The sequence below is a fragment of the Pseudomonas sp. GW821-FHT07G10 genome (genome assembly GCF_059418545.1).
The window spans coordinates 136,722-159,298 of record NZ_JBWKQB010000001.1 but is presented as its reverse complement, the minus strand read 5'-3'; the positions used below and the strand labels follow the sequence as shown (position 1 = coordinate 159,298).

Annotated in this window: 24 protein-coding genes, 1 tRNA gene and 1 pseudogene; 17 read left to right on the top strand and 9 right to left on the bottom strand. The window is 58.9% G+C overall.

What is annotated here, in order from left to right; genetic code table 11:
• On the top strand, window positions 1-783 hold the full coding sequence (locus AC07O1_RS00810) for a divergent polysaccharide deacetylase family protein (protein ID WP_495011030.1): 783 nt from the start codon (window positions 1-3) through the stop codon (window positions 781-783).
• Window positions 784-863: 80 nt separating this feature from the next.
• Here the strand turns inward: AC07O1_RS00810 and AC07O1_RS00805 are convergent, their stop codons facing one another.
• The 7 genes from AC07O1_RS00805 to AC07O1_RS00775 all read right to left on the bottom strand — a co-directional run bounded on the left by AC07O1_RS00805 (window position 864) and on the right by AC07O1_RS00775 (window position 6,639).
• Window positions 864-1,619 carry a substrate-binding periplasmic protein gene (locus tag AC07O1_RS00805; RefSeq protein ID WP_495087642.1) on the bottom strand — a complete coding sequence of 252 codons (756 nt, stop codon included), beginning with the start codon at window positions 1,617-1,619 and terminating at the stop codon, window positions 864-866.
• A 61-nt stretch (window positions 1,620-1,680) separates the two neighbouring features.
• Window positions 1,681-2,451 carry an imidazole glycerol phosphate synthase subunit HisF gene (gene hisF, locus AC07O1_RS00800; protein WP_494994353.1) on the bottom strand — a complete coding sequence of 257 codons (771 nt, stop codon included), beginning with the start codon at window positions 2,449-2,451 and terminating at the stop codon, window positions 1,681-1,683.
• A 9-nt stretch (window positions 2,452-2,460) separates the two neighbouring features.
• Window positions 2,461-3,198 (bottom strand): 1-(5-phosphoribosyl)-5-[(5-phosphoribosylamino)methylideneamino]imidazole-4-carboxamide isomerase, encoded by a 738-nt coding sequence (gene hisA, locus AC07O1_RS00795; RefSeq protein ID WP_495087641.1) that lies wholly within the window; start codon window positions 3,196-3,198, stop codon window positions 2,461-2,463.
• A 42-nt stretch (window positions 3,199-3,240) separates the two neighbouring features.
• Window positions 3,241-3,498 carry a DUF2164 domain-containing protein gene (locus tag AC07O1_RS00790; protein ID WP_494994355.1) on the bottom strand — a complete coding sequence of 86 codons (258 nt, stop codon included), beginning with the start codon at window positions 3,496-3,498 and terminating at the stop codon, window positions 3,241-3,243.
• Window positions 3,499-4,137, bottom strand: a complete 639-nt coding sequence (hisH, locus tag AC07O1_RS00785; RefSeq protein ID WP_495087640.1) for an imidazole glycerol phosphate synthase subunit HisH — start codon at window positions 4,135-4,137, stop codon at window positions 3,499-3,501.
• Window positions 4,137-4,730, bottom strand: a complete 594-nt coding sequence (hisB, locus tag AC07O1_RS00780) for an imidazoleglycerol-phosphate dehydratase HisB (RefSeq protein ID WP_494994357.1) — start codon at window positions 4,728-4,730, stop codon at window positions 4,137-4,139. Before hisB ends, hisH begins: the two co-directional genes overlap by 1 nt.
• A gap of 247 nt (window positions 4,731-4,977) precedes the next feature.
• Complete coding sequence (locus tag AC07O1_RS00775; RefSeq protein WP_495087639.1) at window positions 4,978-6,639, bottom strand: OFA family MFS transporter; 1,662 nt, start codon at window positions 6,637-6,639, stop codon at window positions 4,978-4,980.
• A 223-nt stretch (window positions 6,640-6,862) separates the two neighbouring features.
• Here AC07O1_RS00775 and AC07O1_RS00770 point away from each other — a divergent pair, with 223 nt between their 5' ends.
• The 5 genes from AC07O1_RS00770 (at window position 6,863) to AC07O1_RS00750 (ending at window position 11,080) form a co-directional block, all read left to right on the top strand.
• Complete coding sequence (locus tag AC07O1_RS00770) at window positions 6,863-7,261, top strand: acetyl-CoA sensor PanZ family protein (RefSeq protein WP_495087638.1); 399 nt, start codon at window positions 6,863-6,865, stop codon at window positions 7,259-7,261.
• Between the two features lie 85 nt (window positions 7,262-7,346).
• Window positions 7,347-9,569, top strand: coding sequence for an AsmA family protein (locus AC07O1_RS00765; RefSeq protein WP_495087637.1), 2,223 nt, complete (start codon window positions 7,347-7,349; stop codon window positions 9,567-9,569).
• Window positions 9,566-10,633 carry an A/G-specific adenine glycosylase gene (mutY, locus tag AC07O1_RS00760; RefSeq protein WP_495087636.1) on the top strand — a complete coding sequence of 356 codons (1,068 nt, stop codon included), beginning with the start codon at window positions 9,566-9,568 and terminating at the stop codon, window positions 10,631-10,633. Before AC07O1_RS00765 ends, mutY begins: the two co-directional genes overlap by 4 nt.
• A complete protein-coding gene (locus AC07O1_RS00755) occupies window positions 10,630-10,902 on the top strand; it encodes an oxidative damage protection protein (protein WP_494994362.1) in 273 nt (90 codons plus the stop codon). The genes mutY and AC07O1_RS00755 overlap by 4 nt, the downstream gene beginning before the upstream one ends.
• A gap of 102 nt (window positions 10,903-11,004) precedes the next feature.
• Window positions 11,005-11,080, top strand: a tRNA-Phe gene (locus AC07O1_RS00750).
• 119 nt (window positions 11,081-11,199) lie between these two features.
• Here AC07O1_RS00750 and AC07O1_RS00745 read toward each other — a convergent pair.
• Window positions 11,200-11,655 carry a carboxypeptidase regulatory-like domain-containing protein gene (locus AC07O1_RS00745; RefSeq protein ID WP_495011025.1) on the bottom strand — a complete coding sequence of 152 codons (456 nt, stop codon included), beginning with the start codon at window positions 11,653-11,655 and terminating at the stop codon, window positions 11,200-11,202.
• A 280-nt stretch (window positions 11,656-11,935) separates the two neighbouring features.
• Between AC07O1_RS00745 and AC07O1_RS00740 the strand changes: the two genes are divergently transcribed.
• The 5 genes and pseudogenes from AC07O1_RS00740 (at window position 11,936) to AC07O1_RS00720 (ending at window position 14,640) form a co-directional block, all read left to right on the top strand.
• Window positions 11,936-12,922: an alpha/beta hydrolase family protein gene (locus AC07O1_RS00740; RefSeq protein WP_495087635.1), complete on the top strand. Its 987-nt coding sequence runs from the start codon at window positions 11,936-11,938 to the stop codon at window positions 12,920-12,922.
• 34 nt (window positions 12,923-12,956) lie between these two features.
• Entirely contained in the window at window positions 12,957-13,358 is a 402-nt protein-coding gene (locus tag AC07O1_RS00735) for a hypothetical protein (RefSeq protein ID WP_495087879.1), read from the top strand.
• A gap of 113 nt (window positions 13,359-13,471) precedes the next feature.
• Window positions 13,472-13,549: pseudogene (locus AC07O1_RS00730) on the top strand (AbrB/MazE/SpoVT family DNA-binding domain-containing protein); the annotation flags it as partial.
• Window positions 13,549-13,956 carry a type II toxin-antitoxin system tRNA(fMet)-specific endonuclease VapC gene (vapC, locus tag AC07O1_RS00725; protein ID WP_495087634.1) on the top strand — a complete coding sequence of 136 codons (408 nt, stop codon included), beginning with the start codon at window positions 13,549-13,551 and terminating at the stop codon, window positions 13,954-13,956. The pseudogene AC07O1_RS00730 and the gene vapC, both read left to right, overlap by 1 nt.
• A 225-nt stretch (window positions 13,957-14,181) precedes the next feature.
• Window positions 14,182-14,640: a hypothetical protein gene (locus AC07O1_RS00720; RefSeq protein WP_495087633.1), complete on the top strand. Its 459-nt coding sequence runs from the start codon at window positions 14,182-14,184 to the stop codon at window positions 14,638-14,640.
• Window positions 14,641-14,725: 85 nt separating this feature from the next.
• On the opposite strand, the gene gabP is transcribed toward AC07O1_RS00720, so the two are convergent.
• Complete coding sequence (gabP, locus tag AC07O1_RS00715; RefSeq protein WP_495087632.1) at window positions 14,726-16,117, bottom strand: GABA permease; 1,392 nt, start codon at window positions 16,115-16,117, stop codon at window positions 14,726-14,728.
• A 555-nt stretch (window positions 16,118-16,672) separates the two neighbouring features.
• Between gabP and AC07O1_RS00710 the strand changes: the two genes are divergently transcribed.
• The 6 genes from AC07O1_RS00710 to AC07O1_RS00685 all read left to right on the top strand — a co-directional run bounded on the left by AC07O1_RS00710 (window position 16,673) and on the right by AC07O1_RS00685 (window position 22,431).
• Window positions 16,673-17,446 (top strand): ABC transporter ATP-binding protein, encoded by a 774-nt coding sequence (locus tag AC07O1_RS00710; protein WP_494994370.1) that lies wholly within the window; start codon window positions 16,673-16,675, stop codon window positions 17,444-17,446.
• Between the two features lie 14 nt (window positions 17,447-17,460).
• Window positions 17,461-18,213: an ABC transporter substrate-binding protein gene (locus AC07O1_RS00705; protein ID WP_494994371.1), complete on the top strand. Its 753-nt coding sequence runs from the start codon at window positions 17,461-17,463 to the stop codon at window positions 18,211-18,213.
• Window positions 18,214-18,291: 78 nt separating this feature from the next.
• Window positions 18,292-18,987, top strand: coding sequence for an ABC transporter permease (locus tag AC07O1_RS00700; RefSeq protein WP_494994372.1), 696 nt, complete (start codon window positions 18,292-18,294; stop codon window positions 18,985-18,987).
• Window positions 18,984-19,673: an ABC transporter permease gene (locus AC07O1_RS00695; protein ID WP_495087631.1), complete on the top strand. Its 690-nt coding sequence runs from the start codon at window positions 18,984-18,986 to the stop codon at window positions 19,671-19,673. Before AC07O1_RS00700 ends, AC07O1_RS00695 begins: the two co-directional genes overlap by 4 nt.
• Entirely contained in the window at window positions 19,654-20,883 is a 1,230-nt protein-coding gene (locus tag AC07O1_RS00690; protein ID WP_495087630.1) for a methyltransferase, read from the top strand. The genes AC07O1_RS00695 and AC07O1_RS00690 overlap by 20 nt, the downstream gene beginning before the upstream one ends.
• Before the next feature lie 306 nt (window positions 20,884-21,189).
• Window positions 21,190-22,431, top strand: coding sequence for a nucleoside deaminase (locus tag AC07O1_RS00685; RefSeq protein WP_495011016.1), 1,242 nt, complete (start codon window positions 21,190-21,192; stop codon window positions 22,429-22,431).
• Window positions 22,432-22,577: the final 146 nt, after the last annotated feature.

The following is a 22,577-nucleotide window of genomic DNA, read 5'->3' as shown; positions in this document are numbered from 1 at the left end:
ATGCGCTTTGCGCTCATCCTCAGTCTGCTGTGGGGTCTGGCGGGTGCTGCTCATGCAGCAACCGCCGAGACGACGGCAGCCCCGCACAAGGCTTACCTGAGCCTGATCATCGACGACCTCGGGCAAAACCTGCCACGGGATCGCCGAGTGCTGGCGCTTCCAGGGCCGGTGACCACTGCGATCATGCCCGACACTCCCCATGCTGCCGAATTTGCCCGCGAAGCTCACCGCGCTGGCAAGATCGTCATGTTGCACATGCCCATGGACCCGGCCACCGGCCCGTTTGCCTGGCATCCCGACCTCCCCATAGAAGAGCTTGAAAAGCGCCTGAATGCCGCGTTCAAGGCCGTTCCCTATACCAGTGGTATCAATAACCACATGGGCAGCCGCATGACCGCAGAAACCAAGGCCATGGCCTGGCTGATGGCCGAATTGCAGCGTCGGCACAAATTCTTCGTCGACAGCCGCACCAGCGCTAAAACCGTGGCCGCCGCCGAGGCGCAGAAGATTGGACTGGCGAGCGTTTCACGAGACGTGTTTCTCGACGATGAGCGCACCGAACAAGCCATCACTACCCAGTTGCAGACAGCAATCAGCCTGGCCCGCAAACAGGGCTCGGCGGTGATGATCGGCCACCCCTATCCGCAGACTCTGGCGGTGCTTGAGCGTGAATTGCCCAAGCTCAAAGCCCAGGGCATCGAGTGGATCGATATCAAGTTGATGATCAGCCTGCGCGGGAACAAGGCGACGGTGGGGCATGGGAAAGATGGGGTGTATCGCTAATAGATCGTTCCCACGCTCCGCGTGGTAACGCAGCCATGGGATGCATGCCCACGCAGAGCGTGGGAACGATCAGCGTGAAGTTAGAGATACCGCGCCATGATGTCGTCGACCACGCCTTCCTTGCGCAGCTGGTCCAACGCGGCCTGCAACTTCGCCACCACCTCATCCGGCACATTCTTGTTCAACGCCAGATAAAGCTCGGCACTGTTAAAGCGCAACACGGTCTTGAGCCCGGTCACCCCGTCTTGTCGCGCGAGGTAGCGACCGGCCGGGTCGCCGGTGGCCCAGAGGTCGATCTGGCCGTGAACCAGCTTCTTCGCGTTGTCCTGATCGCGCAGGACCAACACGGGAGCTATACCTTGCTTGGTCAGGGTCTCGGCAATCGCGTCACCCTTATAGGCGCCAATCTTGTATTTGCGCGCCTGGCTGAGCGACTCCAGGGTGATCTTGCTGTCGGCCCTGGCCAGCATGATCCAGTCGTCCGGGCCGATGGGGCCAACCCATTTGAAGAGTTTTTCGCGATCCGGCAGACGCGCCATGACGAACACGCCGTATCCCGGCTTTTCCAGAGCGAGCTTGTAGATTCGCTCCCAGGGGAAGCGCAGGGTCAGGCTGTAGTTGATTCCGGCGCGCTTGAACATTTCGCGGACGATATCCACCGCGATACCGTTAATGTTCTCGTCCTGAGCGAAGTTTTTACCGTTCTTCGCCATGTTGTACGGTGGGAAGTTTTCCGTCAGCAACACCAGAGAGGTGTCGGTATTGTCTGCTGCGTGAGCGGCGCCAGTGAGCAACACCCAAGCGCTGGCGAGTACGAGGAAAAGACGTTTAAACATGACGAGCTACCGGAATCCATGGCGTGCCCAAGAGTGCCGTGAGCCCGCCATGCTGTCCAGCTTATCGAACCACGATGCCGCGATGCGCCATGTAGGCCTTGGCTTCCGGTACGGTGTATTCACCAAAGTGGAAGATACTCGCCGCCAGTACCGCGCTGGCGTGGCCTTCAAGAATGCCATCCGCCAGATGCTGCAGGTTACCGACACCGCCGGACGCAATCACCGGGATCCCCAAGGCATCGCTGATGGCCCGGGTGACGCCCAGATCGAAGCCGTTTTTCATGCCGTCCTGATCCATGCTGGTCAGCAGGATTTCACCGGCACCGAGGCCTTCCATTTTCTTCGCCCACTCCACCGCATCCAGGCCTGTCGGCTTGCGCCCACCGTGGGTGAAGATTTCCCAGCGCGGGGTTTCGCCAGGCTTTGACACCTTCTTCGCGTCGATAGCGACGACGATGCATTGCGAGCCGAAATGCTGCGCCGCCTCGCCCACAAACTCAGGATTGAATACCGCTGCAGTGTTGATCGAGACTTTGTCCGCGCCGGCATTCAGCAGGTTGCGGATGTCCTGCACGGTACGCACACCGCCACCGACGGTCAGCGGGATAAACACCTGGCTGGCCATACGCTCGACGGTATGCAACGTGGTGTCGCGACCATCGACGCTGGCGGTGATGTCGAGAAAGGTAATCTCGTCAGCACCCTGCTCATCATAGCGACGGGCGATTTCCACCGGGTCGCCGGCATCACGGATGTTCTCGAACTTGACGCCCTTGACCACACGACCGTTGTCGACGTCCAGGCAAGGGATAATGCGTTTGGCCAGCGCCATGGTAAGTCCTCAGCCTTGGTAGCTGTCGCAGAAGGCTTGCGCCTCGGCAACGTCGAGAGTGCCTTCGTAGATCGCCCGGCCGGTGATGGCGCCGATGATCCCCGGCGCCTTGGCATCGAGCAGCGACTTGATGTCGCCCAGATTGTGGATACCGCCGGAGGCGATCACCGGGATCCGCGTGGCCGCGGCCAGCGCTGCGGTGTACGACACGTTGCAACCCTGCATCATGCCGTCTTTGGCGATGTCGGTGTAAACGATGGCAGATACGCCATCGGCTTCGAACTGCCTGGCCAGGTCGATGACCTGCACGGTGCTGATTTCAGCCCAGCCGTCGGTGGCCACGAAGCCGTCTTTGGCGTCCAGACCGACGATCACCTTGCCCGGGAAGGCGCGGCAAGCCTGGGCAACGAACGCCGGATCTTTCACGGCTTTTGTGCCGATGATCACGTAGCTGACGCCGGCCTTGACGTAGTGCTCGATGGTTTCCAGCGAGCGGATACCGCCGCCGATCTGGATCGGCAGGTTCGGGTAACGCTTGGCAATCGCGGTGACCACTTCGCCGTTGACCGGCTGGCCTTCGAAAGCGCCGTTCAGATCGACCAGATGCAGACGGCGGCAACCACCCTCCACCCACTTGGCAGCCATGCTCACCGGATCATTGGAGAACACCGTGGAGTCTTCCATGCGGCCCTGGCGCAGACGTACACAAGCACCGTCTTTGAGATCGATAGCGGGAATAATCAGCATCTGGCAAACCTTAAAATTCGATTTTTCAGCTTCGCTCGGAAATCAGCTTTTCTCGAGCGCCCACAAGTCGCTTTCGATGCTTTCGAACCTCTCTTTGAGGTGCGCCTGCACATCGAAAATCGCCCTGTTGTAATAGTGTGGCGCAATTTCGCGGGTAAACAGCTCAAGGATTTCAGCCGCTTCGAACGAACCCAGATTCAGTTCGAAGCGATCTTCCATGAAGCGCTTGATCTTGTGATTTGCCTCGTTCTCCTGTTCGGGAGTGAGGGTCAGGATCGGCGGCTTCTTCTTGACGGCCATTTACCAGCGACCATCCCACGCAGCGAAGTTCTGCAGCAGTTGCAGGCCATGAGTATGGCTCTTCTCCGGGTGGAACTGCACGGCGAAACGCGAGCCATCAGCCAGCGCTGCGGCGAAGTCGACGCTGTAGTGACCGCCACCCACCACCTGCCGCGGATTGCCGGCAGCGATGTAGTAGCTGTGCACGAAGTAGAACCGCGCCAGGTCGGGAATGTTGTGCCACAGCGGGTGATCCACCGTCTGCTGCACTTCGTTCCAGCCCATGTGCGGGACTTTCAGGTGTTCGCCATCTTCGTGCAGGCCTTTGCCGAAGAACTTCACCTGGCCTGGAAACAGACCGATGCAGTCAACGCCATCGTTCTCTTCGCTATGCTCGAGCAAGGCTTGCATGCCGACACAGATGCCGAGAAACGGACGGTCCTGGCTGACTTCGCGCACCAGCGAGTCGAAGCCCAGGCGACGGATTTCCGCCATGCAATCGCGAATCGCGCCCACGCCGGGGAATACCACCCGGTCGGCTTCGCGAATCACGCTGGCATCGCTGGTGATCAGCACCTTGCCGGCACCAACGTGCTCGAGGGCCTTGGCCACCGAGTGCAGGTTGCCCATGCCGTAATCGATAACCGCGACCGTCTGCATCAGAGCACGCCCTTGGTCGAAGGCATTTGCCCGGCCATGCGCTCATCCAGCTCGACGGCCATGCGCAGCGCGCGACCGAACGCCTTGAACACGGTCTCGATCTGGTGGTGGGTGTTGTGCCCACGCAGATTGTCGATGTGCAAGGAGACATTGGCGTGGTTGACGAAGCCCTGGAAGAATTCCTGGAACAGGTCGACATCGAAGCCGCCGACGGTAGCGCGGGTATAGGGCACGTGCATCTGCAGGCCTGGACGGCCGGAGAAGTCGATCACCACGCGCGACAGCGCTTCATCGAGCGGCACGTAGGCATGGCCGTAACGACGGATGCCTTTTTTGTCGCCGATGGCTTTGCTGAAGGCCTGACCCAGAGTGATACCAACGTCCTCCACTGTGTGGTGGTCGTCGATATGCAGGTCGCCCTTGCTTTCGATATCAATGTCGATCAACCCGTGACGGGCGATCTGATCAAGCATGTGCTCAAGAAAAGGAACACCGATATCAAATCGGGCCTTTCCGGTGCCATCCAGGTTGATCGAGGCTTTGATCTGGGTTTCCAGAGTGTCGCGCTCGACGGACGCCTTACGTTCGGCCATCACCAGCTCCGCAAAATCATTGGGCGAAAAAGGCAGTCATTATAGGCTTGCGGACGCCAAACAGAAACACACGAGGTGATATCCCTGACGGGCTGAACCCAACGCCACCGGGGATATACATGTCAGGACAAGCTATCACTCATCGCTGAGCGAGCTTTTGTAGGAGCGAGGCTTGCCCGCGAGGCGACGCGTCTGACACACCCCGTCATCGTTCATCGCGAGCAAGCTCGGCTCCTACAGGTTGGCGTTAGTGGAAGAGAGCCGCGGTCTTTTGCAGAGTTACCCAGACACCCCACGCCAATGGGATGCCCACCATCAGCCACGCGGCAACTGCCAACGGTACGCTGCCCGGCGACGCTTTCCACTCCAGCACGGTGGTGCTGTTTGCGCCCTTGTCATGACCCAGCGCCTGTTCCGCGGCAAGCTCGGCGTCGGTCATGAAGTGCTTGTCGGCCACCGGACGCACCAGCAGGTTGCAGAGCAAACCCAGCACCAGCAGGCCCGCGAGAATGTACAAGGTGATGTCGTAAGCCGCCGCGCGCTCAACGCCAATGCTCAGCTGATACTCACGCAGGTAGTTCACCAGGACCGGACCGAGTACGCCGGCTGCTGCCCAGGCGGTGAGCAGACGACCATGGATTGCGCCGACCATTTGCGTGCCGAACAGGTCCGCCAGATAAGCCGGAACCGTCGCAAAACCGCCGCCATACATCGACAGGATGATACAGAACGCCGCCACAAACAGCGCAATATTGCCCAGATGACCGAGGTTCGGGATCAACGCGTACAGTGCAAAACCCAGAGCGAAGAACACAAAGTAAGTGTTTTTACGACCCAGATAGTCCGAGAAGGTCGCCCAGAAGAAACGGCCACCGATGTTGAACAGGCTCAGCAATCCGGTAAAACCAGCCGCGATGACCGCGATTTGCCCCAACTGAGCGGCGTCCAGCTGGCCGAATACCAGGCCATTGCCGAGCAGCTGACCGGCGAAAACTTCCTGCAGCAGCGGCGAAGCCATGCCAAGGATGCCGATACCGGCGGATACGTTCAGGCACAGCACCAGCCAGACCAGAATGAACTGCGGGGTTTTCCACGCGACGCTAACGTGCACATGGCGATGGGTAATCATCGCGTTGGCCGTTTTTTTCGCCGGCGCGGTCCAGCCTTCAGGTTTCCAGCCGGTTGGCGGAACGCGATAGGACAGCGCACCGCCGATCATGAATACGAAGTAAATCGCGGCCATCACCAGAAAGCTCTGCCACACGCCGACGCCCGTTGACGAAGCGAAATGACTCATCAAGGCTGCCGCCAGCGGAGCCCCCACCATCGCGCCGCCACCGAAACCCATGATCGCCATGCCAGTCGCCATGCCGCGCTTGTCCGGGAACCACTTGATCAGCGTCGAGACAGGCGAGATATAACCCAATCCCAACCCGATACCGCCAATGACCCCGGAGCCGATCCACATCAGCCATATCTGGTGGGTATAGATACCCAACGCAGAAATCATCAGACCGCCGCACCAGCACAACGCCGAAACGACGCCAGCCTTGCGCGGGCCGGCGTGTTCCAGCCAACCGCCCCAAATAGCCGCGGAACAGCCGAGGAAGATGAAGAACAACGTGAAAATCCAGCCCAGCATAGAGATCGGCCAGTCACACTTGGCCGAAAAGACCTGTGCGATAAAACTCATGTCCGGCGCGCACGCCACCGCAGCGCTGATGCCCAAGGCTTTGGACAGCGGCAACCAGAACACCGAGAAGCCGTAGGCCATACCGATGCACAAGTGGATGGCCAACGCAGCCGGTGGTACCAGCCAGCGGTTGAAACCGGGCCTGGCAATGATGCGTTCTTTAGACAGAAACGCTGGCTGGGCGGCGAGAATGCCCGCCTCGGAGCTGGAGCTCATTTATATTTCCCCCAATGATTAATAGGGTCCGTCAGCCACCCTTCACCCACAGCCTTGGTGCACGCAGGCATGACCGTTTTATCGGGTGAAACTTCTAGAACGCGACATCAAGTCGCAGAAGGACGGACGAACTGCGAAAGGTTACCATTTGCCCATGACAGAAAAACCAAACTGACATCACCTTTTCTGCGTCATCTGTTCCTGTACTGCTCAAGGAAATCCCATGCCCATCATTGTCGAGTCGCTGAACGAAGCCACCTATCAGGATCAACAGGACCTGCAGAAGATCTATCGCGACGCCCCGGACTGGCTGTTGGCGCCGTTCCAGGACGACCTGCAACTGATCGAAAGCAACTTGCGCGATGGCACCCTGATCGTCGGGCGCTTCAATGACCGGCTGCTGGGGGCCGCGCGCCTGCAACGACAGCAAGATGTCTGGCATTTATCTCAATTGTGCGTACGAAAAATCACCCGACGTCGCGGTGTGGCCGAACGCCTGGTGAGCGAAGCACAACGAATGGCTGAACAAACCGGTGCGAAACTGCGTCTACTGGCACCTGCCGGGCATCTGCAAGCGCAAGCGCTGGCGGCCAAGCTGCACCTGCCGCTGGATGTGCTCTAGTCGCGATCCATGACCAGTCGTCAGAATCGGAGCGCTATACTCCCCGGCTAATTTACGAATTTCGACACACTACAAGGACTCGCCCATGAAAGCGTTTGGCAAAATCCTGGGTCTGGTAATTCTCGGGCTGTTGCTGATCATTGTGGCTCTGGGCTTCGCTCTGACCCATTTCTTCGATCCCAACGACTACAAAGACGAGATTCGCCAGATTGCCCGCGATAAGGCCCATATTGAGCTGACACTCAATGGCGATATCGGCTGGAGCCTGTTCCCCTGGCTGGGTCTGGAACTGCACGAAGCCGGCGTCGCGACTCTGGCCAACCCGAGCAAACCTTTCGCCGATCTGCAGATGCTCGGTCTGTCGGTGCGAGTGTTGCCGCTGTTGCGCCGCGAAGTGCAAATGAGCGATGTCCGCGTCGAAGGTCTGAACCTGCGCCTGAGTCGCGACAAGAACGGCCACGGCAATTGGGAAGATATTGGCAAGACCGTGCCGGTCGCCACACCGGCGGACGCTGGCGCAACGACAGCCAGCGAGCCCGCGCAAGCCAAGTCTGCAACGCCCGACAAGTCTGCCCAGCCGGCTCGCCTGGATATCGACAGCCTGACCATGAACAACGCTCGCGTTGAGTACGTTGATGAGCAGAGTGGCAAACAATTCAGTGCCGAAAGTATTCAGCTGAGCACCGGCGCGATCCACGATGGGACGAACATCCCGGTCAAGCTGACCGCATTTCTGGGCAGCAACCAACCTGTGTTGCGGGTCAGGACCGAACTCAATGGTGACCTGCGCTTCGACCGCGCGCTCAAGCGTTATCAGTTTGAAGACATGAAACTGTCCGGCGAAGCTTCTGGCGATCCACTGCAAGGCAAGATCGTGACTTTCGCCGCCCAGGGCCAGTTGCTGGTGGACATGGCGGCGAACATTGCCGAATGGAACGGCCTGAAGCTGTCGGCCAACCAACTGCGTGCACTGGGCGAGCTCAAGGTCAATGATCTGGACAAGACCCCGCAAATCAGCGGCGGACTGTCGATTGCCCAGTTCGACCTGGCAAAATTTGTCGACAGCATCGACCAGAAGCTTCCAGCCATGGCAGACGGCAGCCTGAGCAAAGTCGAACTGGTCAGCCGTCTAACTGGCACGCCGACCAGTATCGCCCTCGAAGACCTGAGCCTGAAACTCGACGGCAGCACCTTCACCGGGCGCATCGCGGTCGACGATTTCGCCAAACAGTCGCTGCGCGTACAGCTCAAGGGCGATACCTTCGACGCCGATCGCTACCTGCCGCCGAAATCCGCAGAGGCCAATAGCGCCGCGGTGACCCGCCAGGCCGAAGTGAAAAGCAGCGAAGCCGCCGCCATGGCTGGTAACTCACCACTGCCCGCCGCACCGACCAAAGACGCCTGGAGCACTGAAAAACTGCTGCCGGTCGAACGCCTGAGCAAACTGGATATCGACGCTGACCTGAACTTCGGCCTGTTGACTCTCGACAAATTGCCGATCCAGAACGCAGCGCTGAAGGCTTCCGGCCAGAGCGGTCTGCTCAAACTCGAGAACCTGCGCGGCGACCTCTACAACGGCAACTTCGAAGCCGATGGCAACCTTGACGTACGTCAGCCAGTGCCGCTGTTGAGCATGCAGACACGCATCAACAAAATACCGGTCGAACGCCTCCTCGAAAGCCAGGGAAAAACAACACCGGTCAAAGGTCTGGTCACGTTGAACAGCAACCTGACTGGCAGCGGTAACAGCCAGAAGGCGCTGATCGACAGCCTCAACGGCACCACCAGCTTCCTCATCAACAATGGCGTACTGCTCAACGCCAACCTCGAGCAACAGCTCTGCCACGGCATTGCCACGCTCAATCACAAAACCCTCAGCAGTGCACCGCGGGGCAAGGACACACCGTTCCGGGAGTTCCAGGGCAGCCTGACCTTGCATAACGGCGTGGCCAGCAACCCGGACCTGAAAGTGCGCATCCCCGGCCTGACCGTCAACGGTAACGGTGACATCGATCTGCGGGTACTCGGCATGGATTACCGCGTCGGCGTCATCATCGAAGGCGACAAGAGCGACATGCCGGACCCTGCCTGCGAAGTCAATCAACGCTACGCCGGCATCGAGTGGCCACTGCGCTGCCGTGGTCCGCTGGAGCTCGGTGCCAAAGCCTGCCGCCTGGACAACGATCGCCTGGGCCAGGTCGCGAGCAAACTGGCCGGCGACAAGCTCAACGAAAAACTTGAAGAGAAATTCGGCGATAAAGTCAGTCCAGAACTGAAAGACGCCCTCAAGGGGCTATTCAAACGATGAAATCCGAGCAATTTTCAACGGCGGTACTGGACTGGTACGACCGCCACGGCCGCCACGATTTGCCTTGGCAGCAAGGCATCACCCCGTATCGGGTGTGGGTCTCGGAAATCATGTTGCAGCAGACTCAGGTCAGCACCGTGCTGAACTACTTCGACCGTTTCATGGCGTCCTTGCCAACGGTCGAAGCCCTGGCCGCCGCCCCCGAAGACGAAGTGCTGCACCTGTGGACCGGCCTGGGTTACTACACCCGCGCCCGTAATCTGCAGAAGACCGCGAAAATCATCGTTGCCGACTACGCTGGAGAGTTTCCGCGCGACGTCGAAAAGCTCGTCGCGCTGCCCGGTATCGGTTTGTCTACTGCTGGCGCCATCGCCAGCCTGAGCATGGGCCTGCGCGCGCCGATCCTCGACGGCAACGTCAAACGGGTGCTGGCGCGCTTTACCGCGCAAGAGGGCTACCCGGGCGAACCCAAGGTCGCCAAACAGCTGTGGGCCAACGCTGAGCGCTTTACACCCCACACCCGGGTCAACAACTACACCCAGGCAATGATGGACCTTGGCGCGACGCTCTGTACCCGCAGCAAGCCCAGTTGCCTGCTTTGCCCGCTGGAAAGCGGCTGCCAAGCGCACATGCTTGGCCTGGAGACTCGCTACCCGGTCCCCAAGCCGCGCAAGAGCGTCCCTCAGAAGCGCACCCTGATGCCGATGCTGGCCAACCGCGAAGGTGCCATTCTGCTTTATCGGCGCCCCTCCACGGGCCTGTGGGGCGGTCTCTGGAGCTTGCCGGAGCTGGATGACCTCGGCGACCTGGAACATCTGGCGCTGCAACACTCGCTGGAACTGGGCAAGCATCACGAACTGCAGAGCCTGATTCACACCTTCAGCCATTTCCAGTTGGCTATCGAACCCTGGCTGGTTCAGGTCCATACGTTCGGCCATCACGTGGCCGAGGCCGACTGGCTCTGGTATAACCTCGCCAACCCGCCGCGCCTGGGCCTTGCCGCCCCGGTGAAAAAACTGCTGAAACGCGCGGCCGATGTATTGAACGCAGGAGAGTTGTCATGACCCGCACCATCATGTGCCGCAAGTACAAAGAAGAACTGCCCGCCCTCGAACGCGCTCCGTTTCCAGGCGCCAAAGGCGAAGACATTTTCAACCACGTTTCCCAGAAAGCCTGGGCCGACTGGCAGAAGCACCAGACCCTGCTGATCAATGAAAAACGCCTGAACATGATGAACGCCGAAGACCGCAAATATCTGCAGGGCGAAATGGACAAGTTCTTTTCCGGCGAGGATTACGCCAAGGCCGAAGGCTACGTTCCACCCGCTGAATAAACCCGTCGCAGAAGGTTTAGGCCGTAAGCGACGGTAATAATTAAACATTTTTTCAAATCGTGCTTGACGACCCCCTGAAAAACCCGTTTAATGCGCCCCGTTGCCCAGATAGCTCAGTCGGTAGAGCAGGGGATTGAAAATCCCCGTGTCGGCGGTTCGATTCCGTCTCTGGGCACCACATTCAGCTTTCATGTGGTGTCTAAAACCACGTGAAAGCCCACAAAAAACCCGCCCAGTGCGGGTTTTTTGTTGTCTGCAGTTTTTGAAGAATTACTAATGACCTTCAGGCATCAGCGATTATTTGGCATCTTTCCAGTGGAAAACCAGATCACGAACAGCCCCGCCTTTGATTTCAACGGTGCTTCGTTGTTCTTGACCATTGCGAGTGCCGACGATGACATATTTACCGGGTGATAACTGAACATAAACGATAGGGCCGACCTGACTCAGCGTCAGCATTGAATGTCCCTGCATGTTCTGAATCGCGACATCGACATCAGGGATATATTCATTGCCCGGGCCGGTGGAAAAGGTCATGTGCAGGTTGTATCCCTTGGCCTGCTGAATGGCCCGTGACTCGTCCAGACCAATACCGCCTGACAGGTAGGCAATACCGTTTTGCTGTTGTTGCTCAAGTTGCACTGCCGAACTATCGATCGGCTCTGCGCTGGCAGCCAGCAATACCGTTGCAGGCAATCCCGATAGCATGACCGCAGCAGCTCCAGAAAACGCAAGTATGCGCAAGGACTTCATGACGACGACTCCCGGGTTCTTACAGAACCCATGAATGCGATGCCACCACTACGCGCTATGCCATGAAACGGCAGCATCCCGGTTTGGTCTCCCCCTGTATTGTTGATTCGCCTGATTCTAAAAAGTTTAAATTCGGCTTATTGGGTGTGAGACTTCACAACGCCGGAGTCGATGAACCGGACAATGGCGCCGCTGAAAAAAGACTGCCGATGTTTTCAGCCGATCCTATAGTGAGCAACTTGATCGTTCTTTCGTCTCTCCTGAAAAAGAGCCAGTGCCCATGAATCTGCAGAGTCCAGCCTCGCCTTCAGCGTCGCAGTCGCCAGTTGCCAAGGCACCGGGACCGTCGGTCACAACCGGGCCCAGCGACTCCTTCAAGGAGCCCGCCGCCGATGGCTTCGTGCTTGGCGGATTCACCTGGCGCCATCTTCATGCAAACGCCGAGCGCCCGGTGGTGATTATCAACGCGGCCACCTCGGTGCGCTGCCGGCATTACTTTCGCTTCGCCGATTACCTGTTTGGCCACGGCTTCGATGTCATCGCCTACGACTATCGCGGGATCGGCGAGTCACGACCGGCATCGTTACGTGGCTTCAACGCGTCATGGTCGGATTGGGGCGCGCTCGATTTCGAAGCCATATTGCAACGCGCACGCAGGGAATTCCCCGGCCAACCCATTGATGTGGTCGGCCATAGCTTCGGCGGCTGCGCAGCCGGGCTGGGCGCTTCGGGACACCTGATCCGGCGCCTGGTGACCGTAGGCGCGCAATTCGCCTACTGGCGCGACTATGCCCCCGCCAGCCGTTGGCAGATGTTCTGCAAGTGGCATCTGCTGATGCCGCTGGTGACGATGTTCTGCGGCTACTTTCCCGGCAAGCGCCTGGGCTGGCTGGAAGATACCCCCGCCGGCGTAGTCCGGGACTGGAGCACCCCGACCGCACAGTACGAGAGGCGCCCCAGCGGGCGCATGTTCGACGAACTGCCATTCTCTACGGTGACAGCCCAGACACTCGCCATCAGCCTCAGCGACGATCCCTATGGCACTGTCGCAGCCATCGAGCGACTGCTTGGCTACTTCACTGCCAGCACGAAAACGCACCTGCGAATCGCCCCGGAAGACATCGGCGAAGTGGAAGTCGGACATTTCGCCTTTTTTCGCAGCCCTTACCAAGCCACACTATGGCCCATTGCATTGTCCTGGTTGCAGAACGGCGAGCTTGCCCCCGGTACACACGGGCGGCTAATGCCACGTCATGCACCCGCTTGACCTGCCCTTTTCAACGAATTACGGAACGAAGCCCATGGCATCCGCGAACAAACAACACAAACGCACCTCCCGCGCCAAAGCCAAGGCCAAACAGAACCGGACTCAACGCGCGGGCGCCTCAGTCGAAGCGCTGGATCCGAATGACGATCGCATCGACTTTGAATCGGTTGACTTGACCGAACTGTTCAAAAAAATGCGCGCCGCCGAAACCACCAGCCAGCAAGCGATGTGCGCGGTTTTCCTGGGGGATCCGCTGCTTGAGCTGGTGTTTGAGCAAGAAGGTGAAGAAGGCGCGACCGACTTCATCCTCGCCGCACTCATCGAGTATCGCCAGTGGTCCACCGAGGCGGACGAAACAGCGGCGCTTGCCTGGATCGAGAGCCCGCAATTCCAGGCCGATTACGTTGCTGCATCAGACGCATTGCTGAAGCCGTAACGCTAACGCTTTCAAATCGACAAAAAACGGCCGCCGTCTGCACTGACGGCGGCCGTTTTCGTTATGAAGGTGTCACGATGCCCTCCATTCTTCGCCAGCCACTACGTATATCCTTCGACGGAGAAAGTGTGAGCCCCGACTTTATGGCCGGTCGTGAACAACCAGCCGATCAGGAGCGCGAGTCGTTCTAATGATCAAGTTCATGCTCGATACCAACATCTGCATCTTCACCATCAAGAACAAACCACAAATCGTGCGCGAGGCTTTCAATCGTCACCATGGTCAACTGTGCATCAGCGCTGTCACGCTAATGGAGCTGATCTACGGTGCCGAAAAGTCAGCAGCACCGGAAAAGAATCTGGCGGTAATCGAAGGTTTCTCCGCCCGGCTTGACGTACTGCCCTATGACTATGAAGCAGCTGCGCATACCGGCATGATCAGGTCCGAACTTGCTGAAGCGGGAACACCGATAGGTCCGTATGACCACATGATCGCTGGCCATGCCCGCTCAAAGGGCCTGATTGTAGTGACGAACAACCTTCGAGAGTTTGAACATGTTCGCGGCTTGCGCGTTGAAGACTGGGTAAACGCCTACTGAAACCAGGCTGCAGGGTAAGCGGCGTGACGCCAACCCTTCACCGTAACTTGCGGGTCATCGTTTTTCCTGGGCGCTCAAACTGTGACGCACTGCGTCACGTATTGAACTGACATGCGTTGCCGCAACTCAGAAGCCAGCCATCAAAAAATACGGTTTATCGGGTTTTACTCCTGCGTTTTAATAGCCACAGATCCCTCCTTCCCCTCCTTAAAACGACCGAAACCAATGGCATCCCTGAACAAACAACAGAAACGCGCCAAACGCGCGAAGGCCAAAGCCAAGCAACTGCGCATGGGAACCAGAAAACCCATAGCAATGTACGACGATCCAACCAGCATGGACGATGAGCAAATTCCGGAAGACATCCTGAATATGTTCATCCTCATGCAGGACGCGGAAGAGACCACCAGTCGCGTAGAGATGCTGATAGGAATGCTCATCTCGCTCAGCAAGATTATCGACGAGCAGCCTGAGCTGCTGGATATGGAAAATGCCGAGAACGAGGCAATGGCCGCCACTCACCTGGCCGCGGACATGCTGATTGATTACCGCATCTGGGCCGACGGTATTGATCGTGAGCAAGCCCAGCGCTGGCTTGAAGACCCTGAAGTCATAACAGATTTCGGGACTGCGCTGGACAGCTACAAAAAGGCACTCGATGTGCTTCTGGAAGCGAACGAGTAAACCCATTCGTTAAAGCACCCGGAAACAAAAACGGCCGCTGTCATCCCTGACAGCGGCCGTTTTTGTTACGCGACTGAATCAACCATCAATTCAACACCGCCGCCCCACGCTTCTCGAGCTTGCGACGACGCGCCACCAGCAGACCCGCTGCGACCACCAGAACGCTCAGCAGACCCGTGGCGAGGATTTCCACGCGATGCTCTTCCTGGAACAGCATGAGGGTCAGCACGCCGACGATAAACACGATCACCGCGTAGGTCAGCCCCGGGAATAGCCACATCTTGAAGGCAATCTTCTCACCGGCGGCCATGCGCTTCTGGCGCATACGCAGCTGGGATACGGCGATAACCAGGTACACCAGCAAAGCGATGGCACCGGAGCTGGCGAGCAGGAATTCGAACACTGCAGCCGGGGCCACATAGTTGGCGAATACCGCGAGGAACGCTGCTGCGGTGGACAGCATGACCGCCCAGTAAGGCGTGCCGCTGTTGTTGGTGCGTTTGGAGACTGCCGGCGCATCGCCGCGCTTGCCCAGAGAGAAGAGCATGCGCGAAGCGGTGTACAGCGCCGAGTTCAGGCAGCTGGTTACAGCAACCAATACCACCAGATCAACGATCAGCTTGGCGTTAGGAATACCCATGCGGTCGAGCACGGTCTGGTAGGAACCGACCTGCGCCAGGCTTGCGTCATTCCATGGCACCAGCGCCACGACGATGAAGATCGACACCAGGTAGAACAAGCCAATCCGCCAGATCACCGAGTTGGTGGCCTTGGAGATTTGCTGACCCGGGTTTTTCGATTCGGCGGCGGCGATGGTGACGATTTCGGTGCCCATGAACGAGAACATCGTGGTCAGAATCGCGGCCAAAACCGCACCCATGCCGTTAGGCAGGAAGCCTTGGGTATCGAACAGGTGCGAGACGCCGCTGACCTGGCTGCCTGGCAGCAGGCCGAAAATCGCCAGCACGCCTAGGATGATAAAGCCGATGATCGCTACGACCTTGACCAGTGCGAACCAGAATTCGAACTCGCCATAATTCTTCACGCTGCACAGGTTGGTCGCCGTCAGCAGCAGCGTAATGACCAGGGTGAAAGCCCAGATCGCCATGCCGGGAAACCAGGCGTGCAGAATAGTTGCCGCAGCGTTGGCTTCCAGCGGGATCACCAACACCCAGAACCACCAGTACAGCCAGCCGATAGTGAAGCCGGCCCAGTGACCGATCGCCCGATCGGCATATGTCGAGAACGAGCCGGTGTCCGGCGAAGCAATGGCCATTTCGGCCAGCATGCGCATTACCAATACCACCAGAGTACCGGCGGCTGCATAAGCCAGCAGTACCGCAGGACCGGCGGCTGCGATGGCGTGTCCGGAGCCGACAAACAGGCCGGCGCCGATGACTCCGGCGATCGACAGCATGGTCACATGCCGCGGTTTAAGCCCCTGTTCGAGGCCATTAGAGCTTTGGGTATTGCTCATTGAAACTACCTTTGCGATGAAGAGCGATTCAGTCCACTCCGTCTGCAGACTTTCTCGTAAAAAGAATCCAACGGAGCGTTCCTTATTTTTTACGCAAGTTCTGCGCCAAAATGTTTCATTGCGCCAGTTTCCGGGGGCTGTAGAGCAATCGGACAATCATCACAACCCATTGAGATTAATGGCATTTAGCCAGAACGTTACCTGTCCACCCACTTAAAGAATGAATGGGCGCACCAAAAACACACCCTCAAAGCACGCCACGCACAATTAAGGGGCGGATGTGGGGCCGTTTGGTTGCATAGCGCTTCCAACACCCGGCCAAAGCTGGCACCATCGCGCCCTTTTTTACGCGACACCCGCCGGGATGAAGGTTCAAACGAGTGTTCGGTTGTTGATGGCGCGACAGTCTGCTGCACCGATGCGACAACCCCCCACACGCCCCCCGTTTGCGCCCCGTAGCGCTGTTGGCTGTCATTCAAACGCTATGCTAGCTTGGCCGCCTCGCCAGGACGGCCGCCTACAGCAGGAGCGCAATAGAACACATGAGGACCGCACATGGCTGAGGCCACGCCCGCGCTTGAAATCCGTAACTTGCATAAACGCTACGGTACGCTTGAGGTACTCAAAGGTATCTCGCTGACCGCACGCGACGGCGATGTGATCTCGATCCTGGGTTCCTCCGGTTCCGGCAAGTCCACGTTCCTTCGTTGCATCAACCTGCTGGAAAACCCGCACCAGGGCCAGATTCTGGTGGCTGGCGAAGAGCTCAAGCTCAAAGCCGCGAAAAACGGCGAGCTGATCGCTGCCGATGGCCGGCAGATCAACCGCATGCGCAGCGAAATCGGTTTCGTGTTCCAGAACTTCAACCTCTGGCCACACATGAGCGTGCTTGACAACATCATCGAAGCGCCGCGCCGCGTACTCGGGCAGAGCAAGGCCGAAGCCACCGAAATCGCTGAAGCCCTGTTGGCCAAGGTCGGCATCGCCGACAAACGCCACGCCTACCCCGCGCAACTCTCCGGCGGTCAGCAACAACGCGCGGCCATCGCCCGCACCCTGGCGATGCAACCCAAAGTCATTCTGTTCGATGAGCCGACTTCGGCCCTTGACCCGGAAATGGTCCAGGAAGTACTTAATGTGATCCGCGCGCTGGCCGAAGAAGGCCGCACCATGCTTCTGGTCACGCATGAAATGGGCTTTGCCCGACAGGTTTCCAGTGAAGTGGTATTCCTTCACCAAGGCCTGATCGAGGAGCAAGGATCGCCACAGCAGGTGTTCGAAAACCCGCTTTCGGCGCGCTGCAAACAATTCATGTCCAGCAACCGCTAACGGAGCAACACCCAATGCAGAGCTATAAAAAATTCCTCCTGGCCGCTGCCGTTACCCTGGCTTTCAGCGCCACCGCCGCTGCTGAAACCTTGAAGATGGGCATCGAAGCGGCCTACCCGCCGTTCAACAATAAAGATGCCAGCGGCCAGGTCGTCGGTTTCGACGTCGAAATCGGCAACGCCCTGTGCGCCAAGATGAAAGCCGAGTGCACCATCGTCACCTCCGATTGGGACGGCATCATCCCGGCCTTGAACGCAAAGAAGTTCGACTTCCTGATCTCTTCGATGTCGATCACTGAAGAACGCAAGCAAGCCGTCGACTTCAGCGATCCGTACTACTCGAACAAGCTGCAATTCATCGCGGCCAAAGACAAAACCGACTTCAAGACCGACAAAGACTCTCTGAAAGGCAAAGTCATCGGTGCCCAGCGCGCGACCCTGGCCGGTACCTGGCTGGAAGACCACCTGGGTGACGCGGTCGAGATCAAACTCTACGACACCCAGGAAAACGCCTACCTGGACCTGACTTCCGGCCGCGTCGACGCGATCCTGGCAGACAAGTACGTCAACTATGAGTGGCTCAAAAGCGATGCCGGCAAGCCTTATGAGTTCAAGGGCGACCCGGTGGAAGAAAGCGACAAGATCGGTATCGCTGTACGCAAAGGCGACCCGATTCGCGAGAAGCTGAACGCTGCGCTGAAAGAAATCGTGGCTGACGGCACCTACAAGAAGATCAACGACAAGTACTTCCCGTTCAGCATCTATTGATACTGACGCGCCCGACCGGCACCGCCTCAGGCGGTTGCCGGTCCTTAGCAAAGCCTGCTGCGATTTGAATAAAAATCCATGAATATCGATCTCTACGGATTCGGCCCGGCGCTCGCCGCCGGCGCGCTGATGACCGTCAAACTGGCTCTCTCGGCATTGTGCCTGGGGCTGGTTCTCGGTCTGCTCGGCGCCTTGGCCAAGACTTCCCCGTACAAGCCGTTGCAATGGCTTGGCGGTACTTACTCGACGCTGGTTCGAGGCATCCCGGAACTGCTTTGGGTGCTGCTGATTTACTTCGGCACGGTCAACCTGATGCGGGCGCTGGGTGAGTTTTTCGGCAACCCCGATCTGGAACTCAATGCCTTCGCTGCCGGCGTGATCGCCCTTGGCTTGTGCTTTGGCGCCTATGCCACCGAAGTCTTTCGCGGTGCGATTCTGGCAATCCCCAAAGGCCATCGTGAAGCCGGCGTGGCCCTGGGCCTGTCGAAGTTTCGGATTTTCACCCGGCTGATCATGCCGCAAATGTGGCGCATTGCCCTGCCAGGGCTGGGCAACCTGTTCATGATCCTGATGAAGGACACCGCGCTGGTGTCGGTCATCGGCCTGGAAGAAATCATGCGCCACGCGCAAATCGGCGTAACCGTGTCCAAGCAGCCGTTCACCTTCTATATGGTTGCCGCCTTCATGTACCTGGGCCTGACGATTCTTGCCATGACCGGCATGCACTTTTTGGAAAAACGCGCCGCTCGCGGCTTCGCCAGGAGCACGCAATGAACTGGGACGTGATCATCAAATGGCTGCCGAAACTGGCGCAGGGCGCGACCCTGACCCTGGAACTGGTCGCTATCGCCGTCATCCTCGGGTTGCTGCTGGCTATTCCGCTGGGTATCGCCCGCTCGTCGCGGAGCAGGTACGTACGCGCCCTGCCTTACGCCTACATTTTCTTCTTCCGTGGTACGCCGCTGCTGGTGCAGTTGTTCCTGGTCTACTACGGCCTGGCGCAGTTCGACGCGGTGCGTGAAAGCGCCATGTGGCCTTACCTGCGCAATCCATTCTGGTGCGCCACCGCCACCATGACCCTGCACACGGCGGCCTACATCGCCGAGATCCTGCGCGGCGCGATCCAGGCCATTCCACCCGGCGAAATCGAAGCGGCGCGTGCTCTGGGCATGTCGCGCCCAGAGGCGCTGTTCTACATCATGCTGCCGCGTGCAGCGCGGATCGGTTTACCGGCCTACAGCAACGAAGTGATCCTGATGCTCAAGGCCAGCGCGCTGGCCAGCACCGTGACCTTGCTGGAACTGACCGGCATGGCCCGAACCATCATTGCGCGGACTTATCTGCCAGTGGAGATTTTCTTCGCTGCTGGGATGTTCTACCTGCTGATGGCCTATGTGCTGGTGCGCGGCTTCAAGCTGCTGGAGCGCTGGTTGCGCGTCGATGCCTCTCAGGGACGCTGATCTGCCGCCGGTGCTTACGGGCGAGCAACTGCTCGCCCGTTTCAAGGCACTGGACGCGTTTCTGATAGAGCATCAGGCGCTGTGGTGGCCGCGTCCTTTTACCCATCGGCAGCTGCCGTGGGAAGCGCAGCATCCCGAGCTGGCCAACTGGCTACGGCAACGTTCGCTGGACGACGCCGAAGCCAGCCACAACCAGCCACAACACCTCGATGCCCCCGCTCCGTTTTCAGCGTTAGCCGCCACGTCCGCCGCACTCAGCGCTGTCGGCGAACTGCCCAGCCATCCGCTCGATCCTGCCGCCCGACGCTTGAACGTCGATGTTCCCGGACGCAAGTGGCAGCAGATCGAGGCCTTTGCCCAGTGCCTGCAATTTGCCGAGGAGCCCAGACACTGGCTCGACTGGTGCTCGGGTAAAGGCCATTTGGGGCGCCGCCTGCTGCACGCCGGACAACAGCTGACCTGTCTGGAATACGACCCGGCGTTGATCGATGCCGGTGAACAGCTCAGCCAGCGTCATCAGCTACCGGTTACCCATGTCCAGCAAGACGTCCTGGCAACGGACGCTGCTGCTCGCCTGACCGCCGAACACACCCCGGTCGCGCTGCATGCCTGCGGTGACCTGCACGTGCGTCTGATGCAACTGGCCAGCGGAGCGGGCTGCAAGCAACTGGCAATCGCGCCTTGCTGCTACAACCGCATCCAGAGCAGCGAGTACCAGGCACTTTCAGGCGCGGCCAAGGCATCCGGCCTACAGCTATCGCTCGATGATCTGGCGCTGCCCCTCAGCGAAACCGTCACCGCTGGCGCTCGCGTACGGCGCCAGCGTGACACCTCGATGGCCCGACGGCTGGCCTTCGACCTGCTGCAACGGCAACTGCGCGGGTGCGACGAGTATCTGCCAACACCCTCATTGCCCAGTGCCTGGCTGGACAAGCCGTTCGCCAACTACTGCCGTGATCTCGCCGCACTCAAAGACTTGTCCACCGTCGAGCAGGATTGGCCGGCACTGGAAACCGCTGGCTGGCAACGCCTGGCGCAGGTGCGCAACCTGGAGTTGCTGCGCGGCCTGTTTCGTCGGCCACTGGAACTCTGGCTGGTGCTTGATCGGGCACTTTTTCTGCAAGAGCAAAACTACCGCGTGCGCCTCGGAGTGTTCTGCCAAACCCCACTGACACCCCGCAACCTGATGCTGCTGGCCGAACGCAAATAGCCCCCTTTTTACTCCCCAGCCTGTGGATAACTCTGTTGATGAAACTTTCGCGGATCCAATTCCAGAGCCATTTCAGAGCTGAAACAACAACTGTTCAATTTTCGTTCAGCCAATAAAAAACCGAAAAAACAGCCAGTTGCGCACAAATGAGAACCGGATCACAAAATGGCGCATTGTCCAGACTTGCAACCACTCAGTTGTGCATAAACGTTCAAGCCAAAGGGCATAAACGCGCTCGAAAAGCTGAGCTATCGTCTTCAAACGCCAGAATGGTCTGGCGAGAGGACAGCAAGGAGCTCACACACCATGAGCACAGTGAACAGTGCGCAGGAAGCTGTAGATACCGTCGCCGATCAGGCCATTCTCGCCGCCATGCAGAAAACCTTCGCCGTCGGTGGCGCCATCATCGATAACGCCACCGGCGAGGTCATCGCCGCACTACACAACAACGTGCTGATGCCTTTCCCGGGCAGCGGCACAACCTACTTCCTGCCTCACGACCCGACCGCCCACGGCGAGCGGCAGCTGGTCGACTGGTACTACGAAAACGTCGCGGCGCTGAACCTTCCCACGCCCGGCCAACTGACCATCGTCACCACGCTGGACCCTTGCGCCATGTGTGCCGGCGCCCTGCTCACTGCCGGTTTCAACGTCGCCGTCAGCGCGATCGATACCTATGCCGGGGTCAACTACAACAGCGAGTTCAACTTCCCGTCCCTGCCGCCGCAGATTCGTCAGCAGGCGCAAGACACCTGGGGCTATTACGCCGTCGGCGATCCGGTCAATCGTGCCTATCAAGGATCAAAAAGCCCGGTGTTTGCCGGCCAGACCATCAATTCGCGAGCCTATTACCTCACCGGCTCGATCTTCGACGCCAGCGTCAACACAGTGCGCGAAGCGAGCAACAACAGTGGCGTGGAACCTTCAAAGCTGAAGAACCCCGCGACACTCCCGGCCAACAGCCCGGTGCGCAAGGCGCTGTCCAGGCTGAGCCCGTACGCCTTGACCGTTCAATCGGCCAACCCGCGAGACCCCGGTGCCGAACTGGCGCCGCCACTGCTCAAGACCGCACAGCAAGCCGACGTCTTCAACTCCGTGGCCCTGCTCGACCCCTTCGGCAACTTGCTGGTGTGCCTGGGCGGGGTAGAGAACGAGTCACCGATTAGAACCGCGTTCATGGAAACCACCCGCGGCTACGCCGTCATGCGCTGGACCTTGATGAATGACCCGGACCCACTGGTACGCGAACAAGCCGAGCAATACCTGACGCACCCAAAATACGGCACCTTCGTGTTCCTCTACGCTCCCGACCCCACCACCGCGCAAGCGGTGATGACCCTCGGTGCCTACGGTTCGACCATGGAAGGCCCGGTTCCCCAGAGTTACCCGTCAAACCTGCAATACGTATTGCTGCCAGGTAATGTCACGCCTCAGGCGCTGTCGATACTGGCCCAGGACCTTCCACCGTTCTACACCCAAAGCGTGCAAGTGGCTCCGGCCCAGGTCCTGAGCCAGGACTTGATCAATGCGGTCAAGAACGGCGTGTAGCACGCTGAAGTAACCTGCAAAGGCCAGGCCCGTTGAGCGATCAACGGGCCTGCGGCCCCGCACCCGTATTTGGCCGCTTCGCCACCACACGTTCCGCCTCAAGATAGCTAAACTCTGACATCGGGCCTGCAACACAGGCACTGAAA